20 protein-coding genes are annotated in these 22,982 nt (G+C 69.9%); 3 read left to right on the top strand and 17 right to left on the bottom strand.

Annotation, left to right across the window (positions count from 1 at the left end; all coding sequences use genetic code 11):
- Positions 1 to 375 precede the first annotated feature (375 nt).
- Positions 376 to 2,904, top strand: coding sequence for a plasmid pRiA4b ORF-3 family protein (locus VNL12_RS10345; RefSeq protein ID WP_325594222.1), 2,529 nt, complete (start codon positions 376 to 378; stop codon positions 2,902 to 2,904).
- A gap of 76 nt (positions 2,905 to 2,980) precedes the next feature.
- On the opposite strand, the gene VNL12_RS10340 is transcribed toward VNL12_RS10345, so the two are convergent.
- Positions 2,981 to 3,799: a nucleotidyl transferase AbiEii/AbiGii toxin family protein gene (locus tag VNL12_RS10340; RefSeq protein ID WP_325594220.1), complete on the bottom strand. Its 819-nt coding sequence runs from the start codon at positions 3,797 to 3,799 to the stop codon at positions 2,981 to 2,983.
- Positions 3,759 to 4,784 (bottom strand): hypothetical protein, encoded by a 1,026-nt coding sequence (locus tag VNL12_RS10335; protein ID WP_325594218.1) that lies wholly within the window; start codon positions 4,782 to 4,784, stop codon positions 3,759 to 3,761. The genes VNL12_RS10340 and VNL12_RS10335 overlap by 41 nt, the downstream gene beginning before the upstream one ends.
- 134 nt (positions 4,785 to 4,918) lie before the next feature.
- On the opposite strand from VNL12_RS10335, the gene VNL12_RS10330 reads away from it, so the two are divergent.
- Positions 4,919 to 5,527, top strand: coding sequence for a helix-turn-helix domain-containing protein (locus VNL12_RS10330; RefSeq protein ID WP_325594216.1), 609 nt, complete (start codon positions 4,919 to 4,921; stop codon positions 5,525 to 5,527).
- Positions 5,528 to 5,729: 202 nt separating this feature from the next.
- Complete coding sequence (locus tag VNL12_RS10325; protein ID WP_325594214.1) at positions 5,730 to 6,071, top strand: hypothetical protein; 342 nt, start codon at positions 5,730 to 5,732, stop codon at positions 6,069 to 6,071.
- 194 nt (positions 6,072 to 6,265) lie between these two features.
- On the opposite strand, the gene VNL12_RS10320 is transcribed toward VNL12_RS10325, so the two are convergent.
- From VNL12_RS10320 to VNL12_RS10250, 15 genes are all read right to left on the bottom strand, one after another.
- A complete protein-coding gene (locus VNL12_RS10320; protein ID WP_325594212.1) occupies positions 6,266 to 7,435 on the bottom strand; it encodes a glycoside hydrolase family 43 protein in 1,170 nt (389 codons plus the stop codon).
- 109 nt (positions 7,436 to 7,544) lie between these two features.
- Positions 7,545 to 8,090 carry a pyridoxamine 5'-phosphate oxidase family protein gene (locus VNL12_RS10315; protein ID WP_325594210.1) on the bottom strand — a complete coding sequence of 182 codons (546 nt, stop codon included), beginning with the start codon at positions 8,088 to 8,090 and terminating at the stop codon, positions 7,545 to 7,547.
- Between the two features lie 47 nt (positions 8,091 to 8,137).
- Positions 8,138 to 9,298, bottom strand: coding sequence for an AAA family ATPase (locus VNL12_RS10310; protein ID WP_325594208.1), 1,161 nt, complete (start codon positions 9,296 to 9,298; stop codon positions 8,138 to 8,140).
- Between the two features lie 119 nt (positions 9,299 to 9,417).
- Positions 9,418 to 9,882 (bottom strand): RES domain-containing protein, encoded by a 465-nt coding sequence (locus VNL12_RS10305; protein ID WP_325594236.1) that lies wholly within the window; start codon positions 9,880 to 9,882, stop codon positions 9,418 to 9,420.
- A gap of 99 nt (positions 9,883 to 9,981) precedes the next feature.
- Positions 9,982 to 10,362, bottom strand: a complete 381-nt coding sequence (locus VNL12_RS10300; protein WP_325594206.1) for a hypothetical protein — start codon at positions 10,360 to 10,362, stop codon at positions 9,982 to 9,984.
- A gap of 159 nt (positions 10,363 to 10,521) precedes the next feature.
- On the bottom strand, positions 10,522 to 10,815 hold the full coding sequence (locus VNL12_RS10295) for a type II toxin-antitoxin system Phd/YefM family antitoxin (protein WP_325594204.1): 294 nt from the start codon (positions 10,813 to 10,815) through the stop codon (positions 10,522 to 10,524).
- Between the two features lie 127 nt (positions 10,816 to 10,942).
- Positions 10,943 to 12,694: a nucleoside-diphosphate sugar epimerase/dehydratase gene (locus VNL12_RS10290; RefSeq protein WP_325594202.1), complete on the bottom strand. Its 1,752-nt coding sequence runs from the start codon at positions 12,692 to 12,694 to the stop codon at positions 10,943 to 10,945.
- Between the two features lie 551 nt (positions 12,695 to 13,245).
- Complete coding sequence (locus VNL12_RS10285) at positions 13,246 to 14,502, bottom strand: nucleotide sugar dehydrogenase (protein WP_325594200.1); 1,257 nt, start codon at positions 14,500 to 14,502, stop codon at positions 13,246 to 13,248.
- A gap of 117 nt (positions 14,503 to 14,619) precedes the next feature.
- A complete protein-coding gene (locus VNL12_RS10280) occupies positions 14,620 to 16,326 on the bottom strand; it encodes an alginate lyase family protein (RefSeq protein ID WP_325594198.1) in 1,707 nt (568 codons plus the stop codon).
- The gene (locus tag VNL12_RS10275; protein ID WP_325594196.1) at positions 16,323 to 17,213 is read right to left on the bottom strand and encodes an SDR family oxidoreductase; all 891 of its coding nucleotides are present in this window, start codon (positions 17,211 to 17,213) and stop codon (positions 16,323 to 16,325) included. The genes VNL12_RS10280 and VNL12_RS10275 overlap by 4 nt, the downstream gene beginning before the upstream one ends.
- Positions 17,210 to 18,445 (bottom strand): glycosyltransferase family 4 protein, encoded by a 1,236-nt coding sequence (locus VNL12_RS10270; RefSeq protein ID WP_325594194.1) that lies wholly within the window; start codon positions 18,443 to 18,445, stop codon positions 17,210 to 17,212. Before VNL12_RS10270 ends, VNL12_RS10275 begins: the two co-directional genes overlap by 4 nt.
- Positions 18,442 to 19,461: a glycosyltransferase family 4 protein gene (locus tag VNL12_RS10265; protein WP_325594192.1), complete on the bottom strand. Its 1,020-nt coding sequence runs from the start codon at positions 19,459 to 19,461 to the stop codon at positions 18,442 to 18,444. The genes VNL12_RS10270 and VNL12_RS10265 overlap by 4 nt, the downstream gene beginning before the upstream one ends.
- Positions 19,462 to 19,498: 37 nt before the next feature.
- The gene (gene wecB, locus VNL12_RS10260; RefSeq protein ID WP_325594190.1) at positions 19,499 to 20,563 is read right to left on the bottom strand and encodes a non-hydrolyzing UDP-N-acetylglucosamine 2-epimerase; all 1,065 of its coding nucleotides are present in this window, start codon (positions 20,561 to 20,563) and stop codon (positions 19,499 to 19,501) included.
- A gap of 77 nt (positions 20,564 to 20,640) precedes the next feature.
- Positions 20,641 to 22,416 carry a bi-domain-containing oxidoreductase gene (locus tag VNL12_RS10255; protein WP_325594188.1) on the bottom strand — a complete coding sequence of 592 codons (1,776 nt, stop codon included), beginning with the start codon at positions 22,414 to 22,416 and terminating at the stop codon, positions 20,641 to 20,643.
- A 410-nt stretch (positions 22,417 to 22,826) separates the two neighbouring features.
- Positions 22,827 to 22,982: ISAzo13-like element transposase-related protein (locus tag VNL12_RS10250; protein WP_414654874.1), on the bottom strand; the 156-nt coding region annotated here is incomplete at its 5' end.

Raw genomic sequence — 22,982 nt, 5'->3', positions numbered from 1 at the left:
GGACATCGGCCCCGGGGACCTCTCCGGCGCGGATGTCCCGGGTCGCGAAGGGCTCGGATCGACGGGTTCAGCTCCGGATGCTCCGGGCGCCGAGGAGGCTCCGATCCACAGCTGGTGCCAGACCCGCAAGTTTCACCGGATTCCTTCAACCAAGAACGCTCACGGCCGAACCCGCGTCCGTTCTTGGTACCAGACCCACGGGTTCACCCGGGTTCCTGTACCAAGAACGGCCCGGTCGGAGGCGGCATCGACCGGTGACGACCAGACCCGGAGCGGTGACCGACCAGCGGCGATGACGGCCGAGCGTTCGGCGGATCGGCGGCTCAGAACGACGGGGCGTGGAAGACCTCCGGTCGAGGCTCTACGGTCGGGCCGATGGCCAAGCGAGGACGACACAAGAAGGGCGGCCGCGTCACCCCGAAGGGCACCCGCCCGCCCGGCACCGCGTCACGGCACGACGACCCAGAGGGCCCGTTCGGTCCCCCCGGCCCGCCCGGTGGCGGTGAGCCGGACCTGGCCGGCAACATCCGCGAGGCGCTGGGCAGCGGCGAACCCCTCGCCCTGTTGTCTCTGGCCAGCACCCTCGTGGCGGTCGCCGACCCACGCGAGCGCAACCCCTTCGCGCCCGACCGGCGCCCTGAGCTGCCGCCCCTGTCGGACCTGGTGCGCTCGTTCATCGAGGTCGAGGTCCTCGAGACCTCGGCCCTGATCGCGGCGATCGCCCCGCTGATCACCGACGACGTGCTGCGCCGGGCCGTCGAGCGCGAGCTGGCCCGCCGCGCTGACCACCTCCCCGGGTGGCTGAGCGCCCTGGGTGCCGCCGAGGTCGACGGGGCGGTCGCCATGGGCCACGTCCTCGGCGACGGCGAGAACGTGATGGTCGGGGTGCGCCTGGCCGAGGGCCACGCGCTGAGCTTCGTCGCCTACGTCGATCACAACCTGGGCACCGCGGTGAAGGACGCCTTCGTCGTTCCCGAACCGCTCGACGAGGTGATCACCCTGATGCGGGAGAGGGCCACCGACCCCGACGCGACCTGGCACGACCTCGACCCCGCGGAGGCCCGGGCCCGCATCGAGGCCGCCGTGGCGCGGGGCGCGATGACCGTCCCGGCCTTCGAGACCGACACCTGGCCGATGTGTCGCCCGATCGTGGAGTGGGTGGCTCGGCTCCTGCCCGAGGGCGGCACCGGCTACGAGCGCCCGGAGTGGTCCGAGGCCGACACCCAGGCCCTCGCGGAGCGGTTCTTCGCCTCGGCGGTCGGTGCCCCGCTCGACGACGTCGATCACCGCGACCTGCTGAACAGCCTCCTGTGGTTCGGCACCGATTACGGGCCCGGCGACCCGTTGCGGTGGAGCCCGAGTGCGGTGGAGATCTTCCTCGTCGACTGGGTGCCCCGCAAGGTCATGGCCGACCGCGCTTTCCTGGCCCCGATGCCGGCCCTGCTCCGGGCCTTCATCCGCTTCGCCCACGCCGAGCGGGGCATCTCCGCCCTGCTCACCGAGGACACCCTCGGTGCGGTCGACGACTTCGAGGCTGACTACCTCAGGGCCATCGGCGCCGCCGGTTTCGGAGGCCTCGCCGGTCTCGGTGACCCGGGCGGGCTGGACCCGGCGCTGCAGGTCGCGGCCCTGATGGGCCTCGATCTCGACGCCGAGGGGCGGAACGCGGTGGCCATCAATGAGGCGATGATGGACTCGTTGGGGGCGCGGGTCGGGGGTGCCGAGGTGCTGCGGTCCCTCGACGACCGGCCTCTGCCCGACGAGGCGTTCGACTGGTCGGGCATCGCCGAGGACATCGTTTCCCGGGTCGATGAGGTGCTGCGGCTGTGCGACGACTGCTGTGACACGCTGCTCGACACCGAGTACCGCACGGCGTGTCGACGGCTGCTGGCCCGCATCGCCCGGGGCGGACCCGAGGTGTTCCGGCGCAAGGGGCGGGCCGACACCGCGGCGGCGGCGATCTGCTGGACCATCGGGCGGGAGAACGACGTGTTCGGTGGCGACGAGGGGATCTACGCCAAGGACCTCGTCGGCCACTTCGGTCTGACCGGCAGCGTCTCGCAGCGATCGGGCACCCTGCTGAAGGCCGCGGGGCTGACCAACGCAACCGGCGGCCCGGCCCCGGGCTCGGCCGACCTGCTCGTGTCGACCGCGCGCCGGAACCTCATCGAGGAGCGGGACCGCTTCGCCGAGCTCACGTCGTTCCTCTCCGAGCTCCCCGTCCCGCCGCCCGGCGATGCACGCGGCGATGCGGCGCCCTCTCGCCCGGTGCCCTCCCGACCGGCGCCCGCCAACCGACGGTCGGGCCCGTCGGGCGCAGCCACGGTCCATCGCCTGAAGGTCACCCTCGAGGGGCTCCGACCCCCGGTGTGGCGACGCATCGAGGTGGCGAGCGACACCACCCTGGCTGCGCTCCACGACATCCTGCAGGTGAGCTTCGATTGGGACGACAGCCACCTGCACGAGTTCGTGGTCGACGGACGTCGCTATGGAGTCGACGACCCGATGGGCTTCGACGACCCGATGGGCTTCGACGACCCGATGGTCGCCGAGGAGGCGGTGACCCTTGCGGACGTCGCGCCCGAGGGCGCGGCGTTCACCTACACCTATGACTTCGGTGACGACTGGCGCCACCGCATCGTCGTCGAGGCGATCTCGCCGCCGTCACCGGGCACCGACTACCCCACCTGCGTCACCGGTCGCATGCCCGCCCCGCCCGAGGACGTCGGCGGCCCGCCCGGCTACGAGCACCTGCTCGTCGTCCTCGCTGATCCGCAGCACCCCGACCACGAGGAGCTCTCGGAGTGGGTCGACGGCCCCATCGATCCCGCCGCCTTCGACGCCGCCGCGGTCAACCGTGAGCTGCAGGATCTGTCCCCCGCCCGCCAACCCCGCCGCCGTTGACGCAGGATGGTCCGCAGCACCATACGCACGTCAACCCCGCGCGGATCGTCCACACGGATCGGTGGAGCGTGAAGGGTCAACGCTCCAGTTCCTCGCCGAGGCGGTCGATGCACAGGGAGCCGACGACGTCGAGGTCGACTGGCGAGACCCGGCCCATGACGGGCCCGCGTGCGGAGACGTTCAGCCGTCGCGCTGATCGCACGGCGTCGGTGACGAAGGTCGTGCGCAGTGCCCCCGCACACCAGGCACCCAGGTCCTCCGGGCTGCTGGCTAACGCCGCGGCGACCGCTCCGTTACGATCGTGTTCGACCAGCAGCCGGTAGATGTCGTAGATGTCGCTGGCCGCCTTCGCAGGGTCTCGCTGCCGTCGTCGGCACGACTGCAGCTTGCAGGCGACGAGGGCGGCGGGTGTCGCAACCGGTGTCGAGGCGGTCGCCATGATGCGGTCGCGGTCGATCACCCGCAACTCAAGGGCCTCGCCGGTGGCAACCGCCCACCAGTGGGACAGGATGAACGCCCGATCCAACTCGTCGTCGGGGAGGTCGGCGACCGTCCACGAGCCGGTCGTGATGATGTCGACCTTCGTGCCGTCCTCGAGGACGAAGCGGCTCCCCGTCGCCGTGCCGTGCTGCTCGCGCGCCAGGACCGCCAGGGCTGGCGCGACCTGACCGGCGTCGTCGTCGGCGACGGTATCGACGTCGGCGGTCACGCGATGTGCTTCGGCGAGCCGCACCATGACAGCGAGGCCGCCGACGAGGGCCCAGGGCGGCAGTGCCGCCCGTCCGAACACGTCGACGGCGCCGATGAGCCGCGTGAGGATGCCGTCACCGTCAGCGGCGAGGCTGACGATCGGATCACCAGACACGGGCGAACGGCTCCGGCGGGGTCCAGCCATCGAGGACCTCTCGACCTCGACCGGCATCGACCGAAAGGTCGAGCGCGACCACGACTGGGTGGGCTGCCGGCCATGTCGTTCGCGGGCCAGGGAGCTCGACGGGCCGCAGGCACGTCCACGTCGCCGGAGCGAGGGCCACCGTGGCCCTCCGACGTTCCAGGCTCGACGCGTCGCCGAGCACCTGGCGTGCGACGCGGATAGCGCGCTCGTCGGGGACGTAGAAGTCCGGCGGGTGGTCGCCCCGCACGACGGCGGCGGCACCGTAGGCATTGGCGGCCAAGGTGTCGCACAGCACCCAACCTCCAGCCGGCGCGAGCAGACCGAGCTGGCCCGCCAGCCGCTCGTCGGTGGGGTCGGGCGCGACGGTCAGGGCGGTGCGACGCGGCCGCCAGCGGGCGGTGACCTCCCAGAAGAGCTCGGGTAGGAGCGGAAGCCCGCCCGGCCCGACCAAGCCGTCGTCGGTGAGGCCCCGCACCGACTGGTGGACGGCGCCCAGCGAGCGGCCGGTGAACGCGACGAGCGCTCGGATCGACAGCTTCCGGTTCGGCTCGGTCAGCAGGGCGGTGGCGACGTCGAGGCCCACGTCGGTCTCCAGCACGGGCCGGGCGCGCCGGCTGACGTCGGAGAGCGGGGCAACGTCGGTGTCGACGAGGACGCCGGGCGCCCTGAGGTAGAGGTGGCCACGGCGGTCGAGCCAGCTCCAGCCGCCATCGCGCAGCTGGTCACGGACCCGCGGCACGAGGCGATCTCCGACGAGGAGCCGAACGCGACCCGGCCGGTCGGGCGAGCGCAGCAGGCGATCCGCGTCGGCGGGCGAAAGGGACCGCAACGCCTTCACCTCGACAGAGAGGCGTCGTCCGTCCGACGTCTCGACCGTGAGGTCAGCACCTGCGTCCACGGACGTGGATGTCTCGAGCCCGAGCGGCAGTGCGCACAGCACGTCGACGACGTCCTGCACGGCTCGGCGTTCTTGCGTTCGACTCATACGAACACTATAACACTAGGCCGACCGTGACGAGCCCACGCGCCGATGGCCCTGGTCCTCATCGACGCCGTCGACCCGACGCGTCCGGCAGGTGTGTCATTGATATTCATTCCAGCGATGATATGATCGGCCTTGTGAATGAGAGGGCACACCTGCCGCTCTTCCGCAGCGTCGCCCAGGAACGCATCCTCGCGGCCCTGTTCGAGCACCACGACGTCGAGCTCTCCATCGGTGAGCTGGCGACGGTCACCGGCGTGCCGCAGCCGACGGTCACCCACGAGGTCAACCGGTTGCTAGCCGGCGCGACCGTCTCGGTGCGTCGCCTCGGTCGTTCCCGGCTCGTGTCGGCGAACTGGGACCTGCCGTGGGCCGAGCACATCGCGGCGATCATGGCCCAGACTGTGGGTGTGCCGCACAAGATCGCCACGACGCTGGCGCAGATGGCGACCGTCGAGCGGGCATTCCTGTTCGGCTCCTGGGCCGCTCGGCACCTCGGCCACGACGGTCCGCCGCCTCAGGATCTCGACCTCCTCGTGGTCGGCGACGTCGACTGGTTGGCCCTCAGCAGCGCGCTCCGACCTCTAGAGCCCGATCTGCGGCTCGACGTGAACCCTGTCGTCATCAGCTCGGCCGGCTGGGACGGCCGGCGAACGGACCCGTTCCTCTCGACCGTGATCGAGCGACCCCTCGTCGAGCTCGATCTCGACGGCACCCGCCGACGCCGGACGGCCTGCCGTGGCTGAGCGTCCACGAGCGCCCAAGGGCGAGTCGGCCCCTCAAGATCCGGGACGGGCGGATTCCGCCGAGACTCGAGCGACAGTGACCCCAGGGCCTTGGCTCACTGAGGCCGTGGCGACAGGCGACCTGAGCCGTGTCACGATCAACCATGGTCGTTCTGCGGACCTCATCGGCCAAGCAGCAGCCCACGTCAACACGGTCAGGGCGGTGGCGCCGACGGACCGCACTGCGGCCGTGTCGCTGTGCCACGACGCCGTGCGCAAGTCGATCGACGCCCACGCGGGCGCCCGTGGCTACCGCTTCGAGAACACCCCCGGCGCCCACAAGACCCGGCTGGCCTATGCGATGCACGAGTTGCGGGCCGTGATCCCGGCGCCGGACCTCGAGCTGGCCGAGACGCTGCGCCGTCGGCGCCACAGCGCTGAGTACGGAGAGATCCCGTCGATGAAGATCACCGACAGTGAGCTTCAGACCTACGCCGCGTTGGCCGAGCGCACGACGGCCACCATCAAGGCCACCCTCCCAGGACTCGCTGCGCCGCAGCGTTGACGCCGGGGGCCTCACGTCGTCGCCCGAACCGGCAGCGCCCACTCTCTTCGCTCGCTGAGCGACATGCCGGTCCTCCGGAACAGAGGTGGATCAGCGGGGAAGGCGCACCGGCCACAGTACCGGCACCCTTGCGACGACGACCAGCGCGACCGGGACGCGACGATCGCAACCCGAGGATCGTGAACGGCGCAGGCCTACTCGACGACGACGGGGTCGCCGTCGACGAAGTCGATTCCGGTGGTGAACAGGCTCCGGAAGCCGCCGGCGTCGTAGCCGACCTCTCCGGGCCAGGCGTGGAACACCATCTGCAGCTCGTCCCCGTCGTCGAACAGCTCCTGGCCGCCGGGGCCCCGGACGCCCTCGCTCGACGCCAGCCACGGTGTGGTCCCCGACTTGGTGCAGGGCCCGGCGGGCGCCTCGCAGCGGGCGTGGCCGATGGCGTAGGCGGCGGTGTCCCAGGCGTTGGCCGAGTAGAAGAGGTGGAACCGGCCGTCGTGTTCGACCATCGACGGCCCCTCGACCACCCCGCCCTCCCAGCGCTGGTCGGCGGCGACGAGCTCACTGGGTTCGCCGGTGACCTCCTCGCGGTCGTCGCTCAGGCGCTGGATCCAGATGCGGGTGAGGATGTCGCAGCAGTTCCCGTCGTTCTTCCACAGCAGGTAGGCAGTGCCGTCGTCGGTGACGAAGGGGCTGGGGTCGATGGCGCCGCCGAGGTCGGCCGGGCACACGATCGGCCCCGTCGAGAGATCGACGAACGGGCCGAGGGGGTCGTCGGCCACGGCGCGCGAGATGCACTGGAGCCCCGATTCGCGGTGGGTGGTCGTGTAGTAGAGCACCAGGCCACCGTCGTCCCGCTCGAGCACAGAGGGAGCCCACACGGCACCGGGTTCGGACCACTCCGGCAGCTCGGCCAGGGCGTCGTCGATCTCCTCGCTGCGCAGCAGTGAGCCCGTCGAGAGCACAGGCAGCACCGAGTCGCTGGTGTTGGTGGCGTAGGCGAAGATCCGGGTGCCCACCGCGGCCCCGGTGCTGAGCACGAAGGGATCCGCGAAGTCCTCGCAGTAGACGGGCTCGGCGTCCGCCGGGCGGAACGCAGGATCGACCCTTGCGGGGCTGTCCTCGGCCGGCGGTGCGGGCTCGGCGGGTTCGGTCCCCGGCGGCAGCGGCGAGCGGAAGCGGGTGCCTCCGGGCTCCACGTCCTCACACGTCGGCGAGGGCTCGAGGCGCCCCGAGCGCCGGGCGTCGACGACGACCACCACGACCGCGACGATCGCCACGACGGCGAGCGCCAGAAGGCCGCGACGCCAGCGGGGGCCGAGCGCGCCCCGTCTCGGGGCCGAGCCGTCGTCGGGCTCCGAGTTCAACGATCCGTCCGTCACCGGTCGACCACGGCGAGAGCCAGCCGCTCGTCCTCGGCGTCGTCTCGCATCGTTGGCATGTTCCGCCTTGTCGTCGGTGGACCTTCCGAGCGGGCTACGGATCGAGGGCCGGGAGGCCGTCGATGCTCACAGCGTTCTTCTCGGCCCGGTAGGCGGCCAGCTCCTCGTCATTCTTGCGCCCAGCCCACTCGGCCAGGGTGTCGCGGGGCCCGACGAGCTCCATGTGGGGCACGGCGTAGCCGCATGAACTCGTCACCTGCTCGACGTCGAGCACGATGATGCCCCGTGCCCCGTCACGAGCAGGGAACCGGCCGGCCAGCTCATCGAAGCGCTCGTCGCGGGGCAGCACCGCGCGTCCCCGCCCGAAGACGCGCACGATGTTGGGCTTGTCGCCGAACGAGCAGAACATGATCGTCAGCCGCCCGTTCTCGCGCACATGGGCAACGGTCTCGGCCCCGCTGCCGGTGAGGTCGAGGTAGGCGACCTCGGTCGGCGAGATGACGCGGAAGGTGTCGTCGCCCTTGGGCGACACGTTGACGTGCCCGTCACCGGCGAGCGGCGCGGTGGCCACGAACCACACCGGCTGCGCGACCATCCACTCGGCGAGCTGATCGGGAACGGCGTCGAAGCTGCGGCCCATGGGGACTGATGCTCGCGCATCGCCGCCGCGACAGCGGCGCCGTAGGGTCAGGACATCTCTCGGCGCAGGAAGTCGTCGAACAGGGGGACTGTGAACGCGGTGTCGCCGTGGGCGGGGCTGTACACCATCCCCTTCGAGATCAGCCCACTCCGCCTCGGCGCCACCGACTCGACCCTGACGCCCAACTGGCCGGCAATGTCGCCTGATCGATGGGGTCCAGGGCCGAGCTCGGCCATGGCCCGGAGGTACGTCTTCTCGGCGGGGGTCAGTCGATCGAACCGCACCAGGAAGAAGTTGTCGTCGAGGTGCTTCACCACCCGAGGTGTCACCGCCTCGACGAGGTCATGCTCCACCGGGCTGGCGCCCGCGGCGTTCCACACGTGGTAACCCCACTCCTGCAAGAAGTACGGGTAGCCCTGCGCCCGTTCGATGATGGCCCCCACGGCTCGATCGGTGAGCTCCACCCCTCGATCGGCGGCGGGGACGACGATGGCCGCTCGCGCGTCGTCGCGCTCGAGCGAGCCGATCTGTGGGAACTCGAACAGCCGCTCGGCGTAGGACTTCGCATCACCGGCGAGCCCGGGGAGCTGCGGCAGACCAGCACCCACGAGGACGACGGGGAGATCCTGCTGCGTCGTGCGATGGATCGCGGTGATGAGTGCGGCGAGCTCCTCCGCCGCCAGGTACTGCACCTCATCGACGGCGAGGAGGAGACCGCTGTCACGCTCCTGCGCCGCCTCACCAGCGGCCAGGAGCAGGTCGGTCACGTCCTCCGACAGGTCGCCGCTGTCCGCCGTCCCCGCCAGGGCATCGACGTCGATGGCGAACCGGGACCCGTCGGGGAGTTGCAGCGTGAAGGTCTTCAAGACACGGAGGGCCTTGAGGACCTTCGCCGTCTTTCGGTCGTTGTCGTAGGCGAGGAGGATCTTCCGCAGCCGATTGACCAGCAGGACCCGGAAGTCTCCGGACTCGGGAGCCTCGATGAACCCGACCGCGAGACCCTCCTGCTCGGCGATCTCAGCGAAGCGGTTCAGGAGAACGGTTTTGCCGACTCCGCGCAACCCGATCGGCATGACGCTCTTGCCGGGCCGGCCCGCCAGCGCTCGCCGGACCGTCGTCCCGAAGTGGTCGATCAACTCATCGCGGCCCAGCAGAGCAGGCGGGCTGGTGCCCGCTCCGGGACGGTAGGGGTTGGCGAGCTCATCCATGTCAACGGAGCTTATCGCGTCTTATCAATCTTATGCGGATCGATCATAAACCAGGCTTAGATTCGCCCGGGTGTGATGTCGCACATCGGCTACGTTGGCGGTAACCCCGCCGACGACGTCTACGGGACCCAGACGCGGAGGAGCGATTGGCTGGCGGCGACGACCGCGGGATGGTCGGCGCTGAGATCCGTCCGGTCGATGACGGTCAGGCCGTCGATGGCCCGCGCGCCCACCGCAGACCACAGGCCGCAGCTCATCCAGTCGGGGTCGTGGTACGACCACCACGCAACTCCCGACCACTGGGCTTCGTCGAAGGCGGCGCGCGCCCAGCGTTGCGTCGTGGCCCGGTCTCGGGTGACGACCCTCGACGGCCGCAGCGACCGCTGGGCCAACGCATCGGCATCGTCGAGGTCGAGCACGGCCCTGTCATCGGGGAGGTCGAAGGTGACGAGCCGAAGCCGGAAGCCGCGGGGATGCTCGGTGAGCCAGTCGCCCCATTCGGGGAAGGTGCCGAACCGCTCGGCGACCGCACCCGGAGGCGTGCCGGACAGGTAGAGCGTGTCGTACCGAGCCGGGTTGTCGATCCGGTGCTAGCCGCTCGACGGTGGGACGAACGCCGGGTGGCATGCCTCGCCCGATTGCGCCGCCGGGTCCACCGGGCACACGCGGTGGAGGAACACGCGCTACACCACGGCCCCGACCTCGACCGCGGAGATGGCGGGTTCGACCGCAGAGCCGCCGAACTGGATGAACACCCGGGCCGGGGCGGCTCCGCCGAGGTAGGGGTTCGGGCTGTCGAGCCAGACCTCGGTCTGGCGGGCAGTGAACACCTCGGCCAGCCGCGAGGTGAGGAAGTCCAGAGCTAGCAGCCGCTGCACCGTCGGCCGGGCGGGACGTTCGTGACCCGCCCGCCAGCGGGTGGGCTGCGACCGGGAGGCGCCGAGCAGAGCGGCCAGGCCACTGGCCCCGTAGACCGCGATCAGGCGGTCGACCTTCTCCGATACCCCGGCCTCGAACGCGTCAGCGCTGATCTTCGGTCGGACCACGATCGCCTCCGCTGCCACGTCCGCACCCTAAACCGCCCACAGGAGTCCTCAACACGATCTGTCGGGTGGAGGCGAGGTCGTGGTGCGCCTCGGCCTCGACCCGCGAGACCCGCTGAGCGTCGAGCCCCACTAGATGAGCACTCGGCATCGAAGGCATCCACGGGGCTCGCCCGTCGCTCAGCTGCGGCCGCGTCCGGCGCGCATCCCGGCGATCAGCTCCTCGGCGCGTGACGCGCGGAGCGTCCCGGTCGATGACAGATCGGCGGACCGGCCTGCGGTGAGCGCCTCTCGCACTCGGGCCGCGGCGACGTAGGCCTCGTCCGCGCGGCGCGCCCTGAGGGCATCGGGCCGGACGACCACCGCGACCGGGCGCCCGTGGCGCGTGATGGTCACCTCGTCGCCCGCAAGGACGCGATCGAGCAACTCGGGGAGCGCCGCCCTCGCCTCAGTGGAGCTCATGGTCAAAGCCACGGGAGGATCGTACGCCGACGTACGGCCGCGTGCAGCGGTCGCGAGTTGTCGCGTCGACCCGGCTACGGCCGCGGACAGTGGAGGCGGACGGCTCGGTCGGCAGCTTCGCCGGGGCGGCCCCTGAGGCTCAGCCCCCGATGATGGGGCCGGAGGCGACCGGGTTGGAGGCGGCGATGCGGAGGGCTTCGGACGTTCCGGCCTCGTCGACGGCGTCGAGCTGGTCGAGCACGTCGGGGGGCAGCGGCTGCACCGCGACTCGGGAGATCAGGGGGTGCGACGAGGGCTGGGCGTCCTCGGCGGCGCTGAGGAGAACCTCGTGCATCTTCTCGCCCGGGCGCAGGCCGGTGTAGGCGATGTCGACCTTGCGGTCGGACTGCTCGATGAGGCGGTGGGCCACGTCGTCGATGCGGACCGGCTCGCCCATGTCGAGCACCAGGGCCTCGCCGTCGCGGCCCATGGCCCCGGCCTGGATCACCAGCTCGACGGCCTCCTCGACGGTCATGAAGTAGCGGGTGACGTCGGGGTGGGTGACGGTGACCGGTCCCCCGGCCTCGATCTGGCTGCGGAACGCGGTGAGCACCGAGCCCCGGCTGCCGAGCACGTTGCCGAACCGCACGCTCACGAACGCCCCGGCGGCGTGCGTCGCGGCCGACGCAGTGAGCCGCTCGGCGATCCGCTTCGAGCACCCCAGCACGCTGGTCGGGTCCGCGGCCTTGTCGGTGGAGATGTTGACGAAGTGGTCGACCCCGTGGGCCAGCGCCGGGGTCAGCAGGTTCTGGGTGCCGGTGCAGTTCGACTTGTGCGCCTCCTGGGGGTGCATCTCGAGCAGCGGGAGGTGCTTGAGCGCGGCGGCGTGGAACACCACCTGGGGCCGGTGTTCGGCGAAGACCGCCTCGATGCGCCGGGCGTCGCGGATGTCGGCCACGACGAGGTTGCGCGAGTCGAGCATGGCCCGCCCCTCGATGGAGAGCTGCACCGCGTGAAGGGCGGATTCGTCGCGGTCGAGCATGACGAGCTCGGCGGGGGCGAACCGGTAGATCTGGCGGCACAGCTCCGAGCCGATGGACCCGCCGGCCCCGGTGACCATCACCCGCATGCCGGTGAGGTAGCCGGCGATGCGGTCGAGGTCGGTGTCGATCTGGCGGCGGCCGAGCAGGTCGGCCTCGGTGAGGGGCCGCACGTCGGCGACGTCGACGCCTCCGCCCAGCAGCTCGGCGACCGGGGGCAGCACCAGCACCTCGAGCCCGCAGTCGCCCGCCACCGCGGAGATGTCCCGGATGATCGAGCCCTCGGCGCTCGGCAGGGCGATGACGACGGTGGTGGCCTCCACCCGTCGGGCCACGTCGCAGACCTGGGCCGAGGTGCCCATCACGGGCACCCCGAGGATGCGGAGGCTGCGCAGGTGGGGGTCGTCGTCGATGAGCGCCACGGGCACGTAGGGCCCCTCGGGGTTGCGCATCATCGAGCGGATCAGCTGGTCACCGGCCTCACCGGCGCCGACGACCACGACCCGGGTGAGGTCCTCACCGGCGGGGCGCAGCTTGCGCTCGAGCAACAGCCGCCACGACCACCGCAACGAGGCGGTGAACAACAAGGTGATGATGCCCTGGGCCACACACGCCGAGAGCGGGATCGGCCGCGACGCCACGGCCACGTTGACGCCGAGCAGGACGACGGTGGTCATGGCCACTGCTCGGGCCAGGGCCCAGACCTCCTCGAAGCCCCCGAAGCGCCAGCGGCCCATGTAGAGCCCCTGGGACCACCCGGCGAGGAGCTGGGTCGTGCCCACGATCAGGAGGATGAGCGGCAGGGCGTCGATCGACCCGGCCGGGACGTCGGACTCGTAGCGCATCCACAGTGCAAGGACCACTGCGCCCATGGCGATCATCGGATCGGCGATCGCCTGAGCGATCCGCCTCACCCGTGCCGGTGGAACGTTCAATGCACTCGCGCCCCGCGCATCTGACCTCATGTGGCGTATCCCCTCCCAAGGTTGCCGGCCACACACCGTAGCCGCCTCACCACACCGAGTACAGCCCGTGATTGAGTCCGGGGAGGGAAGGCTCGACATGCAAGCGAGCCCGGTCCGGAACCCTGCCGGGCGGGATCGAGGGACCTGACCTGTCGCGATCCACACGCCGAGGGCGGCCCCGAGTGCGTCGGCCACGACGTCAGCGGCTTCAGCATTGCCACCGATCGGCGACGGCAGGGAGAACCCCAGCGAGGCGCCGATGCCCTGGACGACCTCGAGCAGGATGCCGGCCACCAGCACCAGACCCCCGGCGGTCCAGGGGAGGAGGCGACGTGAGAGGACGACGACCGCCCCGGTCGCGATGACCAGGTGCAGCGCCTTGTCGGCTCCGAACGGATCGGCCACGACCAGCCAATCACCCTGGGCGACGATCGTGAACGCGGTCGAGTAGCTCAGGGTCAGAGCTGCTCGACGGTGGGCCCGGTCAGGACGTTGCGACAGTCGAGCACATGGGTCCCCGAGTCGACGATGAGCTGGCGGTCGAAGGCATCGTGGTCGACCACGAGGATGGCCAGCTCGGCGGCGGCCAGCTCGTCCGCGGAGAGCTGGGCCATGATCACCCCGGCGGGCACCTGCTCGGCGACGACGTGGGGGTCGACGACCCGGACCTCCGCGCCGAGGGCCAGGAGGCGCTTGACGATCTCCTTCGACGGCGCCTCACGAGGGTCACCGGTGTTCTTCTTGTACGAGAGGCCGAGCACCAGGATGCCCTGGCCCCGCACGGCCAGGCTGCGCTGGTTGAGGGCGGCGACGACACGCTGGACGACGTAGTCGGGCATGTGCTCGTTGACGTCGTTGGCCAGCTCGACGAAGCGGAAGGTGTGCCCGAGCGAGCGCCGCACGCGCCACGACAGGTACGAGGGGTCGATGGGCAAGCAGTGCCCGCCAACGCCGGGGCCGGGCGGGAACTTCATGAACCCGAAGGGCTTGGAGTCGGCCGCTTCGATCGCCTCCCACACGTTGATGCCCAGGTCGTTGGCGAACATGGCGAGCTCGTTGACGAGGGCGATGTTGACGTGCCGGAAGGTGTTCTCGAGGAGCTTGGCCAGCTCGGCCTCCTTGGGCGTCGACACCGGGATCGTCTTGTCGACCAGCTGGTCGAAGAAGCCCTGCACTGCGACGAGGGAGGCGGGCGAGACGCCGGAGACGATCTTGGGTGTGCGTTCGAAGGTCCACGTCTCGTTGCCAGGGTCGATCCGCTCGGGGCTGTAGCCGAGGTGGAAGTCCACCCCGGCGGTGAGGCCCGAGGTCTGTTCGAGCACGGGGGCGACCAGCTCCTCGGTGGAACCGGGGTAGGTCGTGGATTCCAGGACGACGGTGCAACCGGTGGTCATGTGAGGGGCCAACCCGGCGGCGGCCGACTCGATGTAGCTGAGGTCGGGCACCCCATCGCGCAACGGCGTGGGCACGGAGATCACAGCTACGTCGAAACCGGCCAGGTCACCCGGGTCGGCCGACGGGCGGTACCGCCCACTCGACAGAGCAGCGCGCAAGCGGACATCGGTGATGTCCTCGATGAAGGACTCCCCTGCGGCCAAGCGCCCGACCCGCTCGGTGGCCACGTCGAACCCGATCACCTCAAAACCGGCCTCCGAGGCCCGCACCGCGACCGGCAGGCCCACGTACCCCTGCCCGATGACGACGACCTTGCTCATGCAACCCCTTCACGAATCTCCTGCCATCGCAGTATGGCTGATGGCCACCCGACGGCGGTCATGGCTGGGCGTTCAACTCGCAGCCCTCCAGCGGCCTGGTCCCCCGGATCCGCCGCGTCAGGGCACGAGCACGATGCGGCTGTTGAGCTCGTGGGGCAGTCGGACCGATCCCTCGACCACCAGCTCGGTCGCATCCCGCAGATCTCCGAAGCCGAGCGCATGCTGGGCGGGCGCAACTGATGCCGAGAGCTGAGCGCCAGAAGCGTCTCGATCAGCGGAGCGAGGCAGTAAGACCCGGAACCCCACGGCGTCCACCTCGGGGTCGAGCACCGCCCGAACGGCCTCGACGGACAGGCTGGTGGCCTCGAACAGAAGGCATAGCCGTACCCGGTGCTCTCCGCTGCCCTCGAGCCGATCGGTGATGACCACTGATCCGGGCGCCACGGTCCACCGACGCCGATGGATTGGCGAACCATCGAGATGCGCAAAGCCGGTGTGGGACGCCTCGATCTCGACATTCCCCGCGACGACCTCAGCCCGGTGCAGCGTCGCCTGGGCCAGGCGTCCGGCACGGAAGCTGCCCCACACCTCGGTCTGGTCCTCTCCGTCGATGGTGATGGTGTTGTGCGCTCCGGTGCTCCGCTCCCAGATGCGCCGCGGCCCAGACCCGTAGACCGACGTGCCGGGGTCGACGATCACCCGCTCACCGTCGACCGCCATCTCGAAGGTGAGGCAGTCGGCCTGGGCGTGGGCCGGCAGGTCTGGAGGGCACGGTTGCCCGACATCCGCTACGAGGTGGATTCTTCCTCCCGGGCTCGCAACCACGTATCCCGATTCCGGCAGGACGGTGATCAGATCATCAGATCTCCTCCTTGGGCGGAGCGCAGCGATCCGAGCGGGTCCCACGCGCTCACAATCGTTGAACAGCGGTACATCGCCGTCGGGCATCAGCATCGCTCCCAGCCACCGACGCATGCGAGCGACTGCCTCCTCCAGTCCCTCCACCGCAGTGGCTCCTGCGGCCTCCGAGAGGTTCTTGATGTCGATGAGATCGCCCAGAACCTGGCAGTGGTAAGAGGGAGACAGCTCGAAGTGTCCGCCGTCAGGCAGGACTTGCACCGAGAGCTGGCTCGCGATCAGTGTCGCGGCCTTCTCCATCAGGCGCTGGTCACCGAAGTACACACCGAGGCCCATGAGGGCCTTGAGGTTCTTCATCAGGTGGTTCCCACCCACGTCGAGCTCCAGGTTGTGTTCCACGAAGCCGGCGTGGAGCCGCATCTGCTCGCGGAGGAGGTTCTCGACGGGAGTGCTTGCGGCGAGCGAGCGAGCGACGTTGACGAAGACCCACGCCCGCAGCGAGGTGGGATAGGGCGCCCAGGCGTTCCACCGACCGAACCGGGTGGCATCACACCAGCTGCGCAGGTGCTCGCCGAACACCGTTCGGGCGCGGTCACGATCGGGCTCGTTGGCGAGGGTCCAGGCCCACTCCCAGTAGTGCTGGTGGTAGAGCCAGAGCTGCGGGGCGTCCACGGGGTCCCACTCGATGGGTGTGCCGAGGGCCCGAGCCTGGTTGAGGAAGCTGAACGTGCCGTCCTCTAGGTCGCCAATGCGACCACAGGCCGGTGGGACCTCGGCATCGAGGGCGACGAACCCATCGGGCCATCGCGCCTGACCCCCCCGGTGCGTCCAACGTCGCCGGAACGGTTCGGGCCATCGAGCGAGCACCGCCTGCTGAGCACGCAGACGAACGCGGTGGACGACCTGCTCGGGGCGCAGGTGGCTGACCGTTCGGAGGTAGAGCCCCGCCGTGTCCCGATCGATCATGGCGTGGACATCTGGGCCTCGGACCGGATCCCCTCGGCGAAGGAGCGAGGGGCGAAGCCCAGGTCAGCGACTGCGTCGGTGATGTCGAACGCCTTGTCCTCGACCAGCCGCTCGATCTGTTCGGCCTTGATCGGCAGGGACCGGCCGGTCCGCTCGATCAAGGTGAGGAGCCTGACCAGCGATCGCGCCGGCACCGGAATCGGCCTCGGCGTCCGTCCGACTGCCGCGCCGGCCTGGGCGACGATCTCGCGAAAGCTCAAGGCATCAGGGCCGCCGATGTCGTACGCCTTGCCGATCGCGATGTCGGCGCCCACCGTCGCGACGACGGCAGAGGCGAGGTCGGCGACGTGGACCGGCTGCTGCAGGTTCTGTCCGCCTCCGGGCATCGGCATCACCGGCGATCGGCGGAGCAGGCGCAGCAGCCGCCACATGTTGCGATCTCCAGGGGTGCCATAGATCATCGTGGGGCGCACGATCGTCCAATCGAGCGAGCTGTTGCGGATGCTCTGCTCTGCGGCGATGCGGACGGTCTTCGACGGTGCGTTCAGCGCGGTGAAGATTCCGGTGGTGGAGACGAAGACAACCCGTCGAAGGCCGGCGCCGGTGGCAGCCGCGATGATGGTCGGCGCGTGTCCGAAGCCGAGAGACGCGATGTTGACCAGCACCGAGGACCCCGACGCGGCGAACGCAGCGCGAACCGACGCGGGCGACTCGAGATCACCGTCGATGGGCTCAGCCCCGAGGGTGCGAAGGCGGTGGGCAGCCTCGGGTGACCGGGCCAGGGCGGAGACGGCGTAACCAGATTCGATGAGCAACGCGATGACGAAGCCCCCGAGGAACCCACTCCCACCGGTCACGTGGACGCGGATCGGGCCGTCAGGTCTCATTCGGCGTCCTGGCAGCCGGTCACGCTCTGGAGGATCTCCCGATAGCGACGGGCGAGCCGCCGGCGATCGAAGTGCTCCTCGACGTACTGCCGGCCTCGCATCCCCATGGTGGCCCTGCGCTCGGGATCGTCGGTCAGCGACGCGATCGCACCGGCGAGGGCATGGGGGTCGCCCGGGTCGACCACCAGTGCTCCACCGCCACGGAGGATCTCGGCCGCCTCACCTCGCACGGCCCCGACCACGGCTTTGCCGGCCCCGAAGTACTCGAAGATCTTGGACGGGATGAAGGTGGAGAAGAGCGGGATGTCGCGGAGAGGCACGAGGCAGACATCTGCCGCGGCGAGCAGGCTGGCGACCTCGTCTCTCGCCACCCCTGGGTGGAGCGACACCTTGGTCAGGCCGAGGTCAGTCACGCGCTCCTCGAGCTCGCGCTTGGCCGCCCCCTCCCCGACGAAAGCGACGTGGACGGATCGGTCGCGGAGTCGGTCTGCGGCGTCAGCCACCGTGACGAGGCCGTGGGAGATCCCGTGGGCGCCGATGTAGAGGACGAGAGCCTCTCCCTCCGCGATGCCGAGGCGGGCCCGCCCGGGCGCCGGATCCCCGCCCGGCTGGAAGCGACTCAGGTCGACGCCGTTGCGGATGGTGTGCACCTTGGCAGCGTCGATGCCCCGTCGGAGGAGGTCGTCGCGGAAGCCCTCGCTGACGACCACGACGGCGTCGGCGGTGCGATAGGCCCAGAGCTCGAGGCGCTCGAGCAGCCAGATGGCCTGGCGGTTGGTGAGAACCCCGAGCTCGACGAAGATGGCGGGCCAGAGGTCTCGGACCTCGACCACGAGGCGAGCCCGCTTGACCTTGGCGAGCACCCAGGCCGAGAAGATCGAGAAGAAGGTGGGAGACGACACCACCACCACGTCGGCTCGGCCGCTGCGCCATCCGCCGAGGATGACCGACGAGGCCATGAACGAGAGGTGTCCGAGGGTCTTCTTGGTGATGCCCTCGTTCGCCGTTGCGTAGAGCCAGGTCCGCATCACCCGGTAGCCATCGGTCTCCTCCACGACCCGGGGTCGACCTCGGTACTCCTCGGGGATGATGCCGGTGGGGTGGTTGGGCATGCCGGTGAGCACCGTGACGTCATCGCCCGTCTCACTCCAGAAGCGGGCCAGGTCGCTCAAACGAGCCTGAGGCGCGCCGATCTCGGGAGGGAAGTAGTGCGTGACGATCAGGGTCCTCATCGAGCGCCTCCGGTCAGGGCGAGTCCGGACGGAGTCGGACGCCGTCGAGCCTGCCACCGTGGCGCAGCCAGGTAGACAAGGACGACGACAACCAGACCGAGATCGGCAGCGACTCGTGTCGCTGTCCCGTCGACCATGGTCGCCGCACCCAGCAGGCAGCAGACGGAGATCCCGAGGGCGACGACGAGCGTCGTCCTCGCATGGGACCAACCGCCGATGACGAGCTGTTGGTACACATGATCACGGTGAGGCTCGGTCAAGGGCGCGCGGCGGACGACCCGGCGGACGAGGGTGGTGCCGCTGTCAGCGAGATAGATGAGCACCGGAGCGAGGGCCATCTCCGGCGTCCATCCCGACAAGATGGCGAAGACGACCATCGCAGCCAGCCAACCACCGAGGAAGTAGCTGCCGGTATCGCCGAGGAAGACCTTCGCCCGCGGGAAGTTGAACGGGAGGAAGGCCACGGCGGCGGCGGCGACCACTGCGCCGGTGGCCAGCAGGACTTGATCGTCCTGCCAGGCACCGACCGCTGCCCAGGCCGACCCCGCAAGGCTGGCCTGGACTGCAGAGATGCCGTTGATCCCGTCCATGAAGTTGAAGGCGTTCACGAAGGCCATCAGCCAGGCCCACGCCAACGGCGCAAAGACCAGCAGCAGGGGTGTGAGATCTCTCTCTGCCAGGAGCGCCGCAGCCCCCACCACAGCGAGCACCACCTGGGTGACGAGGCGTCTGATGGCCGGCACCCCGCAGAGATCCTCTCGGAGGCCGAGGAGGCCGAAGGCCAAGGCGATGCCGACGATGGTCGCTATCGAGCCGACGCCCGCCCCGATGGCGAGGAGACTCCCCACCGATGCCCCGACGGCCGGGGCCACACCACCTCCCCGAGGGGTTGGCACCGCATGCGACGACCGTGCCACCGGCACATCGACCACGGCTCGCCGCTCGAGCAGGCGGATCACAGGCCGGCAGAGCAGCGCACTCACGGCGGCCGCAGCCACGACACCGACGATGATCATCATTGGCAGGGTGCGATGAACGCTGCGGACTGCTGGCTCATCGGCCCAGCAGCGCGGCGACGATCCGCTCGGAGGCGTGTCCGTCCCAGAGCGCAGGTCGTCGTGTCTCGACGCCATCGTGGAGCACGGCGCGAGCAGCCTTCACGATGCGCTCGGGATCACGGCCCACGAGCTGGTTGGTGCCCTCGGCGATGGTGATCGGCCGTTCGGTGTTGTCCCGAAGGGTGAGACAGGGCACGCCCAGGACCGTCGTCTCCTCCTGGATGCCTCCAGAGTCGGTGAGGACGATGCGGGCCCCAGCCTGCAACGCCAGGGAGTCGAGGTACCCCACGGGACCGGTGACGGTGATGTCCGGCCCGAGGTCGAGCGCGTCGAGCTTCTGCGCCGTGCGGGGGTGGGCGGGGAAGACGAGTGGGCACTCCCGGGCGACGCGCACGAGCGCCTCAGCGACCGTCCGGAGCACCCACGGGTCATCCACGTTGGCAGGCCTGTGCATGGTGACGAAGCCGTAACCACCTTCGGTCAACCCGAGGTCACCGAGGACCGGCCGGGCCCGGGCCCGGTCGAGGTTCGTGAGCAGGGTGTCGATCATGACGTTGCCCACGAGGTGGATGCTCTCGGACGGTCGACCCTCGGCGAGCAGGTTCTCGACCCCGTCGGGGGAAGGGGCGAGCAGGACATCGGAGATGCGGTCGACCACAACTCGGTTGATCTCCTCGGGCATCGACCAATCACGGCTCCGAAGCCCCGCCTCGACGTGGGCGACGGCCACGCCCGCCTTGGCTGCCACCAAGGCGCAGGCGACGGTGGAGTTGACGTCGCCAACGACCATGACCACGTCGGCGTCAAGGGCATCCAGGAGTGGCTCGAAGGCCACCATGACCCCGGCGGTTTGCCCCGCGTGGGTGCCCGATCCGACACCAAGGTGGTGATCGGGCTCCCGCAAGGCGAGCTCCTCGAAGAAGACGTCGCTCATCATCGGGTCGTAGTGCTGCCCGCTGTGGACGAGCACGACCTCGACCCGGGCCGCCTCGAGCGCAGCCACGACGGGCGCGAGCTTCATGAAGTTCGGCCGGGCGGCCGCGACTGCGCACACCTTCACTGTCCGTCCCCTCCTCTGGCGGTGCCCATCGTAGGCGGCTTCCGATCAGGCCCCGAACACCGCTCCCCATTGGTCTCTCAATCGATCCCAGCAGCTCGCAGCGCCACATCCGAGACCTCCACGATCTCGTCGAACGCGATCGGAGCGGGTCCGCCGGACCGCACGGCGGCGATGAACGCGGCCATGCACGCGTGGTGGCCCTTGTCCTGGCGACGGAGCCGCATGGTTCGGACCCCTGGCCAGCCGTAGGCCTTGAGGGTCCGGAAGTTGTCGTTCACCAGGACCCGGCCGCTGCTGAACACCTCGACGCGTTCCTTCGGGTAGCGCTTCGACCCGTTGGCGAAGTAGTTGACCGTGGCGATCGACCCGTCCTCGAACCCGAGCGAGATCGTGGCCGTATCGACCGGGCCAGAGCTCGCGAGCACCGTGGTCTTGACGTCTGCAACGGGGCTTCCCACCAGGAAGCGGGCCAGGTCGACGAGGTGGCAGGCTTCTCCGACGATACGTCCGCCCCCAGCCGCGACGTCCTGGGTCCAATGGTGCGCGGGGATCGCGCCGGCGTTCATGGTGAGGGTGATGGCTTTGGGGCCGCTCTGCTTGGCCAGCAGCCCGGCCATCCGCACCGTGACGGGCGCGAACCGACGGTTGAAGCCCACCGTGAGCAAAGGCACCCTCGTGCCCGCGCCGATGAGCTCATCCACGCAGGCCACCACGTCATCGAGCTGTGCGCGTGTGATGGCGAGTGGCTTCTCGACGAACGCGTGCTTGCCGGCCCGCAGCGCCCGCTCGACGTAGCGTGCGTGGGAATCGTGCCGGGTTGCGATCACAACGGTGTCGATGACAGCCGCGTCGAACACGTCGGCGGTGTCGCTGCTGGCCTGGCGGGCCTCGAACCTGCGGGCTGCCAGGGTCGCCGAAGTACCGCCGCTCGACACGATGGTGTCGAGGTCCCCTCCGGCCGAGGCCAGGGCGGGCAGCAGCACCTGGGCGGCAAAGGTGCCGGCGCCGATCACGCCGACCCGCCCCGACCCTGGCCGTGTCCGTGGGGATGAGACCGTGACACGGCGCTGGAGCAGGGGGCTGGCCGGTGACAGGTCGGCCTGCGGGTAGCTCAGGACGATGCCCAGCGCGGCCGGGTCCGAGACCAGGGTGTCATACGCGTTGGAAGCATCATCGAAGGCGTACTCGTGGGTCACCAGCGAGGCGACGTCGAGCTTGCCGGTGGCCATCAGCCCGAGAACGGCTTCCATGTTCCGCCCGGCGGTCCACCGGACGAACCCCGCGGGGTAGTCGATCCCGCCTTGCTCGTAGACCGGGTCGTACCGGCCCGGTCCGTAGCTGGCGGAGACCTGGAAGGTGAGCTCCTTCTCGTAGAAGTCGCTGCGGTCGAGCTCGAGGCCGGTGACACCGACGAGGACGATCCGACCCCGCTGCCGACACATCTGCGCCGCCTGATGGATGGGTTCACTGGACTTGGTCGAGGCACAGACCAACACCCCATCAGCGCCACGACCAGCGGTGAACTCGTGGGCGGCGCCCAGGACATCGCCACCGGAGTCAACGGTGACGGCGCCGTAGGCCTCGGCTCGGGCGCGCCGGGTTGGGTTCGGGTCGATGCCCAGCACGGCACAGCCCTGAGCCTCGAGGATCTGCACGGCGATGAGACCGACGAGACCGAGCCCGACGACGACGAACCGCTCGCCGAGCGTCGGCGCGATCAGCCTCGTGCCCTGGAGGGCGATGCTCGCGATCGTCGCAAACGCCGCATCGGCCGCAGTGACACCGTCGGGTACCGGGGCTGTGAGGTTGATCGGTACCGAGGACACCTCGGCGTGGGGTCCGGCGGAGGCCACGCGATCACCGACGGCAACGCCAGCCACATCTCGTCCGACCCCCACGACGACACCCGAGCTCGAGTATCCCAAAGCGATCGGCTGGGCCAGCTTCGATCGCACGGCTTGGACGGTCGGACCGATCCCATCGGTCCGGGCCTTGTCGAGGACTTCACTCACGCGTTCCGGTTGACCACGCACCTTCCCTGCGAGAGACGCTCGTCCGAAATCCACGAGCATCCGCTCCGTGCCCGCGGAAACTATCGACGCGTGAGCCGCCACTGACACGTCCAGCGCTCCGCATGCTGGCGCCGGTGCATTCGCCAACTGGGTAAGCCCATTAGAAAGATTTTGCATCACCAGGCGGGGCATGAGACTCCATGTGGAACGACGGCACCACCTTAGGGCCCGCCGCGGATCAAGTCGCGTGGTCATGTGGGGGTGATGGTGTAGTTCCAGTCGCCGTGCCAGTCGTGGCGGTGGAGGGGGATGGCGTCGAAGTCGGGGTCGCTGATCTTGACGCCGGTGGCGTACCAGTTGGGGTCGTAGGTGGCGGTCACGGCGAGCCCTGCTGTGGTCGTCGTGGC

The sequence above is a fragment of the Iamia sp. genome, assembly GCF_035575815.1.
GTDB lineage: Bacteria > Actinomycetota > Acidimicrobiia > Acidimicrobiales > Iamiaceae > Iamia.
This window is presented reverse-complemented; position numbering and strand designations above follow the sequence as displayed.

Bases quoted from the DNA above. Each gene is read 5' to 3' on its own strand.
- VNL12_RS10345 (WP_325594222.1), top strand. From the start codon at position 376: ATGGCCAAGCGAGGACGACACAAGAAGGGCGGCCGCGTCACCCCGAAG.
- VNL12_RS10340 (WP_325594220.1), bottom strand. From the start codon at position 3,799: ATGGCTGGACCCCGCCGGAGCCGTTCGCCCGTGTCTGGTGATCCGATC.
- VNL12_RS10335 (WP_325594218.1), bottom strand. From the start codon at position 4,784: ATGAGTCGAACGCAAGAACGCCGAGCCGTGCAGGACGTCGTCGACGTG.
- VNL12_RS10315 (WP_325594210.1), bottom strand. From the start codon at position 8,090: ATGGGCCGCAGCTTCGACGCCGTTCCCGATCAGCTCGCCGAGTGGATG.
- VNL12_RS10310 (WP_325594208.1), bottom strand. From the start codon at position 9,298: ATGGATGAGCTCGCCAACCCCTACCGTCCCGGAGCGGGCACCAGCCCG.
- VNL12_RS10290 (WP_325594202.1), bottom strand. From the start codon at position 12,694: ATGGGCGCAGTGGTCCTTGCACTGTGGATGCGCTACGAGTCCGACGTC.
- VNL12_RS10285 (WP_325594200.1), bottom strand. From the start codon at position 14,502: ATGAGCAAGGTCGTCGTCATCGGGCAGGGGTACGTGGGCCTGCCGGTC.
- VNL12_RS10280 (WP_325594198.1), bottom strand. From the start codon at position 16,326: ATGATCGATCGGGACACGGCGGGGCTCTACCTCCGAACGGTCAGCCAC.
- VNL12_RS10275 (WP_325594196.1), bottom strand. From the start codon at position 17,213: ATGAGACCTGACGGCCCGATCCGCGTCCACGTGACCGGTGGGAGTGGG.
- VNL12_RS10270 (WP_325594194.1), bottom strand. From the start codon at position 18,445: ATGAGGACCCTGATCGTCACGCACTACTTCCCTCCCGAGATCGGCGCG.
- VNL12_RS10265 (WP_325594192.1), bottom strand. From the start codon at position 19,461: ATGATCATCGTCGGTGTCGTGGCTGCGGCCGCCGTGAGTGCGCTGCTC.